Here is a 13,646-nt window from a genome sequence, read left to right on the forward strand (position 1 = left end):
GCCATGGTCATAGCGTGATTTCCTCCGTGTCGGCGCCGACGGCCGAGTGTTGTTCTGTCACCAGCTTCCGCTCCAGCTGCGCCATGACTTGATCAATCAGTTCATCCAGCGAGGAGCCGTCGATCAAATGCGTGATGGCGACGGACACGCCCAGCGCGCGCTCCAATTCGTTGCGCAATTCCGCGCCGGTCAACGAGTCGACGCCCAGGTCCAGCAGCGAGGACTGACGCGGCAAGGCTGCCAGGCTGGACAGCACCGCGCGCAATTCCGCCTCTAGATAATCGGCGACCAGCGCGCGGCGCTCGCCGGCGGGGTGGCCGCGCAGTTGGTCGAAAGACAGAGTCCGCGCGCTCGCGGCCGGCGCGCGGCCGACCAAGCCTTCAATCAGGCGCGGCAGATCGGGCTGCGCCGCGATCCGGTTTAGATCAATCGAGGCGGCCACCAGGTGCGGCTCGCCCGAGAACGCCTGCTCCAGCGCGGCGAAGGCCTCGCCTTCGCTCAGCGGGTTCAGACCTCCGGCGCGAATCCGTTCCGCCGTTTTCGCGTCGGCCGCGCCCATGCCCGCCGCCCAAGATCCCCAGCCTATGGACAGCGCCGGCCGCGCGCGCAAGCGTCGCCGCTGCGCGAGCGCGTCGAGATAGCCGTTGGCGGCGGCGTAGGCGGCCTGCCCGTGACGGCCCACCGCCGCGGAGATGGATGAATACAGCAGGAAGAAGTCGAGCGGTTCGCCCTCGGTCAAACGGTCCAGCAAGGCCGCGCCGCCGGCCTTGGCGCTCAGGGTCGCGGCGAAAGCCGCGGCGTCCAGCGCGTCCAGCGTCGCGTCCCGCACAATGCCCGCGCAGTGCGCGACGCCGCGTATCGGCCTGCCGGCCATGGCGAGCGCGCCGCGCAAGGCGGCCTCGTCGGCAACGTCGGCCGCCGCCACGCGGACCTCGACGCCGTCGTCGCGCAAACGCGCGCAAGCGGCCTTCGCGGCATCGCCGGTTTCGCCGCCGCGGCTGATCAGCAGCAAATGGCGCGCGCCGCGACGGGCCAGCCAGCGCGCGGTCGCGAGGCCCAAGGCGCCGGTGCCGCCGGTCACCACGTAGGCGGCGTCGGCGTCCAGCGCCGGCAGCGCGGCCGCCGCGCCAACGCCCGCCCGCCGCAGCCGCGGCGCCAGCACGGTGGCGCCGCGCACCGCCAGTTGTTCTTCGGCGGCTTCGTCGGCAAGCAGCGCCGCCAGTGTGTCGAAGGAGGCCGGCGAGCCGTCGATATCGATCGTGCCTCGCCAGGCTCGCCCCTGTTCGCGCCGCGCGACGCGCACGGCCGCGCTCAAGGCGGCGAGGACGGGATCGACGTCCTCCGCCGGCCCGGTCGCCGCCCCGCCGCGCGTAACCACGGCAATGGACGCCGACGACGTCGCGGCCCGCTCGCGCGCCAGCGCGCTCAGCAAGGCGCCGCGACGCGCGACGGCCTCCACCGCGTCTTCGCCCCCGGACGCGCGGTCGAAAGCAAGCACCAGGCCGGCGGAGCCCGCGTGGCGGATCGCGTCGATCTCGGCGGCCGCGATCACGCAGCGTTCGCCGGCGGCTTCCAGCGCGCGCGCCACTTCCGCGCACAAAGCCGGATCGCCGGCGACAATCCGCTCGCCCGATCGGCGCGCGCCGGCCGGCGCCTCCACCGGCTGCCAGGCGATGCGGTAAAGCGGCGACTCCGCGGTCGCGGGCCCTTCGTCAACCCAGTAAGACTGACGGTCAAAGGCATAGGCCGGCAGCCGCGCGACGCGGCGTCCGGCGCCGACCGGCGCCGGCCAGTCGACCGGCAGGCCGGCCACATAACGCCGCGCCAGCGCGTCCAGGCGCTCGGCCGGGTCGCCGCCCGCGTCGGTCTCGGGCGGCGCCGCGTCGCGGCCGAACGGCATTCCGCCGCACACGCCGCTGTGGACGGCCGCCGCCTCGCCGCGCGCAAAGCGGCCCAGTTCGCGCGCCATCTCCTCCGCGGTAGCCGCCGTCAGTGCGAGCCGATGCGGAAAATGCGAACGCGCAACGCGCGACGCGTGGCAGGCGGCCTCCCACGCCGAGGCGTCGAGTCCGGCCAGATGGTCCGCAAGCCGCGCCGCGTTGCCGCGCAGCGAGGCGTCGGATTTCGCGGAAACGACCAGCAACTGCGCTCCTTCGCCCGCGCTGGCCGCCGTTTCGCCGGCGGCCTCGCGCGGCGGCGCGACCAGCACCGCGTGCGCATTGGTGCCGCTGAAGCCGAAGGAGCTGACCCCGGCGACGCAGGGCGCGTCTCCGCCGTCTATGCGTTCCGCGCCGAGCGCGAGGCGCAACGGCAGGGTGTCCCATTCAATGCCGCGGTTGGGCGTGCGCACATGCAGCGTGGCGGGCACCACGCCATGACGCACCGTCAACGCCGCCTTGATCAGTCCGGCGATTCCCGCCGCGCCTTCAAGGTGACCGAAATTGCTCTTGATCGAACCCAACAGCACGCGGTCCGAGCGATCGCGGCCGGCAAACACGGAGGCCAGCGCCGCCGCTTCTATCGGGTCGCCCAGCGCGGTGCCGGTGCCGTGCGCCTCCACATAGTTCACCTGGGACGCGTCGATGCGCGCGGCGCGCAGAGCGGCCCGCACCAGCTCGCGCTGCGCGTGCTCGTTCGGCACCGTCAGGCCCGCGCTGCGGCCATCGTGATTGACGGCCGAGCCGGCGATCAGCGCGTCTATCGTGCGCCCGGCGGCTTCGGCGTCGGCCTGCCGCTGCAACACCACCACGCCGCAGCCCTCGCCGCGCACGAAACCGTCCGCGCCGTCGTCGAAGGAACGGCAACGGCCGCTGGGCGACAACATATGCGCCCGACACTCGGCGGCGGTGGACAGCGGCGACAACACCACATTGACGCCGCCGACGATGGCGATGTCGCACTCGCCGGCGCGCAGCGCATTGCACGCCAGGTGCACGGCGACCAGCGACGACGAGCACGCGGTGTCTATCGTCAGCGTGGGTCCGTGCAGGCCCAGCGCGTGCGACACGCGGCCCGCCAGCACGCTGGGCGCGTTGCCCGAAGCGGTGTAAAGATCGACGTCATCGGCCCGGCGGAAGCGGTGCGCGTAGTCCTGGTGCATGACGCCGGCGAACACCCCGGTGGCCGAGCCTTTCAGTTCCGCCGCCGTCATCCCCGCGCGCTCCACCGCTTCCCAAGTCACTTCAAGCAGCATGCGCTGCTGCGGATCCAGCATCGCCGCCTCACGCGCCGAAATCCCGAAAAAGCCGGCGTCGAAGGAAGCGATATCGTCCAGAAAACTGCCGGTGCGGCAATAGATGCGGCCCTTCGCGTCCGGGTCTGCGTCGAAGTAGCGCTCGGCGTCCCAACGCTGGGCCGGCACCTCGCTCACGCCGTCCGCGCCGTCAAGCAACCCCCGCCACAGCGCCTCCGGCGAATCGACGCCGGCGAAGCGGCAAGCCATGCCGACCACGGCGATGGGCGCGTGCCGCCGCTGCTCTGCGCCGTCCAGCTCGCGCTGCAAGCGCTCTATCTCGCGCAGCGCGTTCCGCATCAGCATAGTCGTGTCGATTTGGCTCATCGCGCGCCCTTTCTATTCAGTTCGTTCAATTTCGCGGACAGCATTTCCACGATCTCCTCCTGCGACATCGGGGCGGCGTCCGTCGGCGCGTCGATCTCGGCGGCGGGCGCGGCGGCTGTCGCCTCCGCGTCGGCCATGCCAAATACCGTCTGCGTCAGATGGTCCGCCAGCGCGGCTATGGTCGGGTTCGAGAAAATCACCGTGGTCGGGATGGCGCGGCCGAAGCGCTTTTCCAGCAGTACGCGCAGATCGGTGATCAGCAAGGAATCCAGGTCGTAGTCGAACAAGGAGCGCTCGGGGTCCAGCGAGGCCAGCGGCGTGCCCGTCACCAAGGCCGCGTCCTCCGCCAGCAGCTGGAACAAGCGATGTCGCCGTTCGTCCGCGGGCAGCGCCTGCAGTTCACTGACCGAGGACGTGGATCCCGCGCCCGGCTGCGCGGTGGCAATGCCGGCGAAACGGCTGGCCGGCACATGCGGCGGCCATTGTTCGATCAAGCGCCCCCAATCGATGGGCAGCAGCACGAGATGGGCTGGTAGATCCGCCCCCAGCGCGATCTCGAAGGTGGCGCGGCCGCATTCGGCCTCGATCTGGCCGATGCCCAGCTGCGCGAGACGCCGCTTGGCGTTGGCGCTCGAACGGGCCAGCATGCCGACGTCCTGCCACGGTCCCCAGGCGATGGACAGCGCGGGCAGCCCCTGCTCGCGGCGGCGCGCCGCCAGCGCGTCGAGATAGGCGTTCGCCATCGCGTAGGTGGATTGCCCCGGCGCGCCGAAGGCGGCCGCCGCCGAGGAGAACAGCACGAAGTGTTCCAGCGGGTAAGCCAGGGTGCGCTCATGCAGCAGCCAGGCGCCGCGAGCCTTGCCGGCCAGAGTGGCGGCCAGCGACGCCGGCGTGACGTCGCCGACCAGGCAGTCCTCCACCACGCCCGCCAGATGGCAGATGCCGCGCAACGGCGGCATGGTCGCGTCGATCTCGGCCAGCAACGCGTCGACATCCGCCTCCACCGCCACATCCGCCTGCCACACCTTCACTTCGACGCCGTCGCGGCGCAGAGCGGACAGCGTCGATTCGGCCGCGGCATCGGCCGGTCGGCGGCCGGTCAGCACCAAGGCGCGCGCGCCCAGCGCGGCCAGCCAGCTTGCAACGCGCAAGCCGAGTTCGCCCAACCCGCCCGTAATCAACCAAGTGGCGTCGGCCGAGAGCGCGAGATCGGCCCGAAGCGGCAGCGCGCGTTCATCGAAGCGCGGCGCGGTGACGGCGTCGCCCCGCACGGCGACTTCGGTCTCGCGGTCAAAGCAGTCGAGGCCGCGGCGGATCGCCCGCGCGTCGCCCGCATGCAGCGCCAGCGTCTGAAGATGCGGCGTTTCCATCGCCACCGCCCGCGACAGCGCCTGCAGCGGCGCCGAGGCTGGCGCGTCCGGCGCCAGCACCACGGCGATGCGGCAAGGCCGCTCGCGTCGCGCGGCCGTGGCGAACAGTTCCAGCGCACCCGCGTAAACCGCCGGCGCTGGCGCGTCGCCGCGCGCCTCCAGCCCGCGGCAATCGACAATCAGGCCCGCCTTGTCGAAGGGAATATCCTTCACCGCCGCCACCACGACGGCCTCCTTGCCTTCGTCGCGCAGCATCGCCGCCAGCCCGGCCGCCGTCTGTCCCGCATCGCTCAGGATGGCGATGGACGCCGGCAACTCGGCGGCCTCGCCGCCCGCCGCGTCGCGCCATTCCACCGCATAGCCCTCGCGCAGCGGCTCGACGCGCAGCAATTCATTGCGAGTGACCTCGCGCGACTCCAGGCCGGTCATTTCGAGCAGCACCTTGCCTGCATCGAACAGACTGGCCTGCCCCCGCTCGGCCGACGCGCGACAGCGCATCCCGGCGCCGGTCCGCCCTTGCAGCGCCAACCGCGCGATGCGCGTCGGCACAAAAGCCTTGCTGCCCTCGGGCCGCGCGGCCGCCGCCACCAGTTGCAACACCGAATCCAGAATCCCGGGATGCAATAACCAGCCCGCGTCGTCGGCGTCGGCCCGCATATCGCAAGACGCGTCGCCGTCCCCGACGACGATGTCCGACAAGCGCCGGAAGGTCGGCCCCATCACCACGCTGCGCGCGCGCAGCCAGCTATCCATCAGCTCGGTGGAGATCGCTTCTCCGCGCACCGGCTCCGACGGCGCCACGCCTGGCGCCTCGCCGGCGTCCACCCTGGCCGTGGCGTGGACGTCGGCGGACTCCAGCGTCAGCACCGTGGCTTCGAAGCCGTCGCCGTCGCGCACCAGTTGCAGCTGGACTTTGCGCGCCGCGTCCGGCGGAATCACCAAGGCCGCCGGGAAGCGCAAATCGCTCAACACGCAGGCGTCCGATCCCGTCAGCTCGCGCGCGCCGTCTGCGATCATCACCGCCAGCGCCGCGCCGGACACCACCACTTTGTCGTAGATCACATGGTCCTGTAGGAAGGGCAAGGCGGCCACGCTCCACTCCGCGTCGAAGAAGGTAGCGTCCAAGGCGGGCGCGTCCGTGCGTCGTCCGAGGAAGGGCGTCGCGCCCGCCGCCAGGAAACGCGGCGCGCGATCTATCCAGTGACGCTGGCGCTGGAAGGGATACGTCGGCAACGCCACCCGGTTGCCGTCGCGGTAGTGCTGCGCGAGATCCAGCGCCACGCCCGCGGTCCACAGCCGCGCCAGCGCATCCGGAGAGGCCGGATTCAGCGACGCCATGCCGGCGCCCGTGCCCAACGCCGTGTCGCCGAAGTCCAGCACCTGTTCCGCTCCGGCGGCCTCCAGCGCTTCGGCGGCGTCAGCGGCGCTAAGCGCCGTCCCCGCGCGCGCCAGTTCTTCGCGCACCGCCTCCTCGCTGTCGAGCGGCAGGCCCGAAGCCGCGCTCACCCACAGCAAGGACGGCGCGACGGCGCGGTCCGCGCGGCGCTGCCGCGCATCGTCAAGGCTCAGCGCGCCCGCCGCGAAAGCCGCGGCGAACACACCGTCGCCCGTCGCGCACACACTGGCCGGAACGACGCCGCTCGCTTGCCACAGCTGCACGCGGGCAAGCACCGCGTCCAGATCGCCTGCGCCGCCGAAGGCGAAGCTGACTTCCGGTGCGCGCGCCGGCGTTTCCCCCGCGATCACGCCCGCATCCGCCTCGCCGGCGGCGAAGGCGCGCAGCGCGCGTATCAGCGCCTGCCGGGATTCGGCGCGAAACGCCGCGCGCTTCTCCCAATGACGCCGCCCCAGGGCCGCCGTCAGGCAAACGTCCTCTATCCTCAGTTCGGGATGGCCTTCGAGAAAGTCCGCGTAATCCGCGCACAGCGCCGGCAAGGCCTCGCCACGCGCCGACAACAGCAAGAGCGGCGCGACATCCGCCGTGCGCGGCGCGCGCGGCGGCGCCGCTTCGATGATCACGTGGGCGTTGGTGCCGCCGATGCCGAAGGAACTGACGCCCGCGCGCCGCAGCGGCTCATTCCAAGGCGCCGTTTTCGTCGGCAGATAGAAGCCGGCGTCGCCGCGCAACGCGTCTATCGCGCGTTCCGCGCCGACGGCGGCCGGAATCCGCCCATGCTCCACCGCCAGTGCGGCCTTGATCAGCCCGCAAGCGCCCGCCGCCGCGTTCAAATGCCCGACGTTCGCCTTCAGGGTGCCCAGCGCGCAGCGTGCGCCGGAACGCTCGCCCAAAGCCGCGCCCAGCGCCGCCAGTTCGACCTCATCGCCGATCGCCGTGCCCGTGCCGTGCGTCTCGACATAGCCGATCGACGCTCCGTCCACCTCGCTGAACGCCAGCGCCTGACGGATCACCTCCTGCTGTCCGCGCCCGCCGGGCGCGGTGAAGCCCACCTTGGCCGCGCCGTCGTTGTTGACCGCCCCGCCGCGAATCACCGCCATGATGGGATCGCCGTCGGCCAGCGCGTCCTCCAGGCGGCGCAACACCACCACGCCGGCGCCGTTGCCGAAGACCGTGCCGCTGCTGTCTGTGGTGAACGGACGGCAAGCGCCGTCCGCGGACAAAATGCTGCCCTCCTCGTACACATATCCCTGCCGCTGCGGCAAAGCGACGCTCACCCCGCCCGCCACCGCGAAATCGCACTGGAAGCTCAACAGCCCCTGCATCGCCTGGACCACGGCGACCAGCGAAGTCGAACACGCGGTCTGCAGCGTGATGGCCGGGCCGCCGAAGTCGAGCCGGTACGCAACCTGAGTGGCCAGATAGTCCTTGTCCACGCCCACCCATTGCTGCAGATAGCGGTTGGGCGACGCGCGGTCCAGCCGGTCGCGCACATGGTCGACAAGATAATCCACGCTGGCCGAGCCGGCCCAGACACCGACGCGCGCGCCGCGCGCCGCGCCGTGCCCTGCGCGTTCCAGCGCCTCATGCACGCATTCAAGGAAGATGCGCTGCTGCGGATCCATGGCCGCCGCCTGGGACGGCGGAATGCCGAAATAGGCGGCGTCGAACTGGTCGACGCCGTCCAGCGGACCGCCGGCGCCGACGAAGCCGGGCTGCCCCAGCACCGTCTCCGGCACGCCTTCGCGGCGCGCCGCGTCCGCGCCGAAGCGCTCGATCGCCACTTGGCCGTCGGCAATCATCGACCAGAACTGTTCCAGGGTGCTGACGCCGGGCAAGCGGCAACTGGCGCCGATGATCGCTACGGCGTCCACGGGTGTTGAGTGAGTCATTACAAAGCCTCCTTGCGTGCGCGTACGCGCTGTCGATAGGCGCGCGCGCCGTCGACGTCAATCATTGGGGAAAGGTCCGCGTCGCCCGAATCGGCGCGCTCGGCGAGCGCCCGTATCGTGGCAAGCGAAAAGAAATCGACCAGCGGGGGAACGGCGACGCCGCGCGACGCCAACAGCGCGCGCAGCCGCACCACGTGCATCGACGTGGCGCCCGCGTCGAAGAAGCCCTGCTGGGGGTCTATCTCGACGCCGACCACTTCGGCGAACGCGGCCAGCATCGTCGCCTCCAGCGAGTCGTCGCGCCGCGCGGTCGCCGCGGGCTTCGTCGACGCGGGAGCCGGGGCCGCCAGCGCGGCGAGACGCGCGCGGTCCACCTTGCCGTTCGCCGTCAGCGGCAAAGCGTCCAACACCGTCACGTGATGCGGCTGCATATAGGCGGGCAGATGCAGAACCAGCTTGGCGCGCATGGCCGCAACGATATCTCCGTCGTAATCCGGCCGCGCGACCACATGCAGCTGGATGGCCGTCGCATTGTTGCGCCGGACCACCGAGGCCACCGCCCGCGCCAGGCAACCTGCGCGCATCGCCGCCGCTTCGATCTCGCCCAGTTCGATCCGATAGCCCTGCACCTTGACTTGCCCGTCCATCCGTCCGAGCAGCTCAAGCTCGCCGTCGGGCTGCCAGCGCGCAAGATCGCCGGTGCGGTAGAGCCTGCGCCCCTCGGCGTCGATGAAGAAACGGCGCTGGGTTTCCGCCTCGTTGCCCAGATAGGCGAGCGCGAGGCCGCGGCCGCCCAGCAGCAGTTCGCCCACCACGCCGTCCGGGCGCTCCCGACCGTCCGGCGCGCGCACGAAACATTGCTGATTGGACAGCGGCCTGCCGTAGGGAATGGACGCCAGCGCCGCGTCCTCGGGCGCGATCAGATGCACCACCGACCAAATCGACACCTCCGTCGCCCCGCCCAGGCTGATGGGCCGCAACGCCGGAAACGCGTCGCGCAGCCGCCCGGCCAGACCGGGCGCGATCCAGTCGCCGCTCAACAACGCCAGCCGCAGATCCGGCGAGCGCGGCGCGGCCACGTCCAGCAATAATTCGAGCACGGCCGGCACGGAATTCCAGATCGTGATCCGGCCGTCGCAGAGCGCCTGGGCCATCGCGTCGGGGTCCCGAGCCCGCTCGGGGAAAACCACCTCGCCGCCGACCGCGAGCAGACCGAAGATGTCGTAGACCGATAAGTCGAAAGCCAGCGAGGACACGCACAGCGTGCGATCCGCCGGGCCGACGGCGAAACGCTCGTTGATGTCGTCTATCGTGTTCGCCGCGGCCTCGTGCGCAATCAACACCCCCTTCGGCCGCCCAGTAGAACCGGAAGTGAAAATCACGTAGGCCGCGTCCCCGGCCTCAAGGTCCGGGGCCGGACCCGCGTCGCCGCGCGGCAGAGGCAAATCAAGACGCAACGCTTGCACCGGCAGCGTCCAGCCGCCCTCGCTCACCACCGCGTGGCGGGCGCCGGCTTCGCCGAGCAGCTCCTCGATGCGCGCGGCCGGCCAAGACGGTTCTATCGGCAGGTAGACCGCGCCCGCCATCACGATGCCCAACAGCGCCGCCACCGCCCGCGGCCCCGGCGCGACGATGGCCGCCACCACGTCGCCGCGCGCCACGCCGCTTTGCCGCAGCGCGCCGGCGATGTCCTCCGCCTGGCGCAGCAGCTCGCCGTAGCTCAGCGTCGCCGCGCCCTGCCTGACCGCGACGGCCTCCGGCGCGGTCCGCGCCTGCCGGATGATGGGCGTTTCCAGCCGGCGCGGCGCGCGCTCCGCCTCGGTGGCGTTGACGGCCTCTCGCCGCGCCGCCTGCTCCGGCGCGAGCCGGGCCACCGTCGGCCGCTCAAGGGCAGCGGCTTCAGTCGCCATCGTTTCCAGCGCGCCGAGGAAAGCGTCGAACATCGCGTCTATCATGCCCTCGGGGAACAACTGGGCGACGAATTCCCACATCACCAGCAACCTATCGCCGCGGCGGCCGAGGACAGCGTGCAACGACACCTGCGGCGTCGGATTGGCCATATCGACCACGCGGCCAATGTCGTCCAGGATGGACAGGTCGTCCGCCGGGTCGCCGGACAACAAACTGGTCAACACAACCGGCATCAATACCGGCGCGCCGTTGCGGCGGCTCAACTCGCGCAGGATAGACACGCCGGAGCACCACGGGGCGTCCAGATCCGCCCACACTTGCCGCTGCACCTCCCGGGCGAACGCGGCAAACGACTCATGGCGCTCGCTCAGCGACAGCAAAGCGTTGCTGGTGTAATCGCCTATCGCCTGTCCGGCCTGCTCCGCCCGCGTGTTGCAAGTCACATTGAGCGTGAACGCATGCGCCGCCGTCCACAGCCGCAAGGTATCGGCGAAGGCGGCGATGCACAGCGAAGTCAGCGTGACCCCAAGCCCCTGCGCGCGCGCCGCCAACGCGGCGGACAGGGCGGCGGGCAATTCACGGCGGCAGCCGGCGAAGCGCGGTTCGGCCACGTCGGCCAGCGCCATCTTCATCGGCAATTCAGGCGCGGGCGCGATGGCTTCCACCCGACGCAACCAAGCCTCGCGCTGCTCGCCGGTCGGCGTCGCCGGCGTCATCGGCGTGATCAGTTGCGCGGGAACATCTCCGGCCGCTCCGCTCGCCAGTTCGGCCATCAGTTGCAGAAAGCTGCGCAGATCGCCGGCCAACAAGCCAAGCCGCATGTGCAGGATGGCCGTGCTGTCCGTCAGGCGGGTCACCGCCGCGACCACGGGCGGTCCGTCACGCTCGGCCAGGCTCGCGCGCGTCGCCTCCAGACGTTCGGCGGCCTCCGCCGCATCGAGTCCGCGCAAATCCTGCGGCGGCAACAAGGGGTCGTAAGCGAGCGCGTCGAACACCCCGCGCCCGTCGGCGCCCACCGTCATCCGCAAAGACGGATGGCGCGCGACCAGGCTCGCTAGACGCCGGCCCAGTTCCGGCGCGCGCGCGGCGTCGATCTCGAAGTCCACTCGGATATGCGGCGACACCCTGCCCAGCGGCACGCCGCCCTGCTGGCCTATCCAATAAGCTTGCTGCATCTCGGACAGCTCGAACGGCTCTCCCGCCGCGTAGCCGCGAACCGAAACAGGCGCAGCGCTTCCATCATGCCGGGCTCTGGCGGCAACGATCTCGCGCCTCAGTTGCTCGGCCGAGAGCGCGAACAGCGTCGCGAACGACAATTCCACGCCGTGGCGCGCACGCGCCATGGCGGCAAGCCGCGCGGCCGACAACGAATCCAGCCCCAGATCAATCAGCCTGGCGTCGGGCGTCGCCGCCGCGCCGGGCACAAAACTCGAGATCTCGGCGAGAATCGCGTCGTCGCTCATGTCGGCGGCGTCATCGGCGATGATGCTCAGTTCACCGCGCAGCAGCGCGTCGCGGGTGGCGCTGCGCCGGGTTTTGCCGCTGGACGTGCGCAGGATGCTGCCGCGCCGCAGCAACGCGACGCGCGCCGGCGCCACGCCGTGTTCCCGCGCAAGCGCCGCGCGAATCACCGGCAGAATCTCGCGGGCATCCGCCTCCTCGCAGCCGCCGCGCACCTCCGCGCCGATCAAAACCCCTTCGCCCTCCTCCCCGTCGACGGCGGCGGCGAATACGCGCCCCATTCGAATGGACGGGTGGCAGGCCGACACGGTGTCTTCGAGATCGTGGCTGTAAAAATTCCGCCCGCCGACAATGATCAAATCCTTCAGCCGGCTGGTCACGAACAGATCGCCGTCGTACAGAAAACCAAGATCGCCGGTTCTCAACCAGACGCCGTCGTCATCGGCCAGCCTCGCGCCGAAGATCTCGCGCGATTCCTCAGGGCGGCGCCAGTAGCTGTCGGCAACCGTGCTTCCAGACACCCAGATTTCGCCGACGACATCCGCCGCGCACGGCTCGCGCGTGTCCGGATCGACAATCCGGACGCGCGTATCGATCAGACTCGAACCGCAGGCCGCCAACTCAACCCCGTCCGCCTCTGGCGACACCCGGCCTCGCGCCAGCGCGTCTCGCCCGAAGCGCACGCCGCGCGTGCCCTCGCCGCATCGGCCGGCGGCCACTTTCAGCGTAGCCTCGGCCAGGCCGTAGCCCGGCGCCACCACGGACGGCTTCAGTCCAAACGGCGCGAAGGCCGCCTCGAAACGGCGCACTGTGTCGCAGCGCACGGGTTCCGCGCCGTTCAACGCGTAACGCAGCGACGACAGATCGGTCCCCGGCGCGAGATCCGCCGCGCGGTCCGCGCACAAGGCATAGGCGAAATTCGGCGCGGCGGTGTGGGTGCCCCGCCGCACCTCAATGGCGCGCAGCCAGGACATGGGCTGGGCGACGAATTTCTCCGGCGCCATCAAATAGGCGGGAAAACCGCATTGCAAGGGAGTGAGAATGCCGTACACCAGGCCCATATCGTGAAAATACGGCAGCCAACTGATCATCACGCTGTCCGCGTCGTGCATCGCGCCGCGATCAAGATCCTCTATCGTCGCCCACAGTCCGGTCTGCGTGACCACGACACCCTGCGGCGTGCGCGTGGACCCCGAGGTGTACTGAAGCAAAACCGGACTGCCTTCGCCGGCGGCGCGCAAAAAGGGCGCGGCGCCCTCGGTTTCGTCCGTACGCATCCAGCGCAGGCCAGGCAAGGCGTCTCGCGCCTCAGCCGTCAGCGCGATGACCGCGCCGCAATCCTCTGCGATCGCAAGCATCGTGTCCCGGCTGTGACGCGGCGCCACCGGCACGGGAATCACGCCGGCCAGGCAGCAGCCGAAGAAAGCCGGAAGGAAATCGAGAGGTTCCTGATAGACCAGCATCACGCGATCGCCGGCCTCGGTCGCCTGCGCCAGACGCGCGGCGATGCCGGACGCCCGTTCACACAACGCCGCATAGCTGAGCGCGACGTTTTTCACCGGATCGGCCGACGCGTAGGCGAGGCTATCGGGACTCGCCTCCGCCCGCAGCAGCAACTGCCGGGCGATGCTCAGCGCTTCGCGATGCGGAAAAGCGTGATGAGGTCCGAGCTTGTTTGCGGCGGATGTCCGCCGCGATGAGACATCGGATGAGGAATACATTGCATGACCTCCATGTATCGACAACTGCTCCGGGAATACCGGCGAGCGCCCATCGAAATAAGCCCGTGCGGCCTAAGTCGAATCGTCGCTTCGCCCTCACTGGGCCGACTTTCGCCGTCACCCTGCCGCTCGTTCAGCCACGGCGAATGCCGCGATGATCGCGAGGACTTTGAATACGGGCCGGGCCGTAGCCCGCCCCATTCAAGAAGCAGTCATGCTGTTTTGATATATTCCGCCCTGTCGAAACCATGTCCTCGACAGGTTGGCGAGGGTCATCCCTTCGTTTTCACGTAAGGATGCGTGACGCGTGCGCGGCGGTTTGCCTAAGCAGCGTTT

General features: G+C 70.4%; 3 protein-coding genes. All 3 read right to left on the reverse strand.

Annotation, left to right across the window (positions count from 1 at the left end; translation table 11 throughout):
- Positions 1-7 precede the first annotated feature (7 nt).
- Genes MOV80_RS11120 through MOV80_RS11130 form a run of 3 tightly spaced genes read right to left on the reverse strand, consistent with a single transcriptional unit; the run spans position 8 to position 13,310 of the window.
- Positions 8-3,559: an SDR family NAD(P)-dependent oxidoreductase gene (locus tag MOV80_RS11120; RefSeq protein WP_161524166.1), complete on the reverse strand. Its 3,552-nt coding sequence runs from the start codon at positions 3,557-3,559 to the stop codon at positions 8-10.
- Positions 3,556-8,217, reverse strand: coding sequence for an SDR family NAD(P)-dependent oxidoreductase (locus MOV80_RS11125; protein ID WP_249605105.1), 4,662 nt, complete (start codon positions 8,215-8,217; stop codon positions 3,556-3,558). Before MOV80_RS11125 ends, MOV80_RS11120 begins: the two co-directional genes overlap by 4 nt.
- A complete protein-coding gene (locus MOV80_RS11130) occupies positions 8,217-13,310 on the reverse strand; it encodes an amino acid adenylation domain-containing protein (protein ID WP_249605106.1) in 5,094 nt (1,697 codons plus the stop codon). The genes MOV80_RS11125 and MOV80_RS11130 overlap by 1 nt, the downstream gene beginning before the upstream one ends.
- Between the last annotated feature and the right edge of the window lie 336 nt (positions 13,311-13,646).

The organism is Chromobacterium sp. IRSSSOUMB001, from assembly GCF_023507765.1.
GTDB lineage: Bacteria > Pseudomonadota > Gammaproteobacteria > Burkholderiales > Chromobacteriaceae > Chromobacterium > Chromobacterium haemolyticum.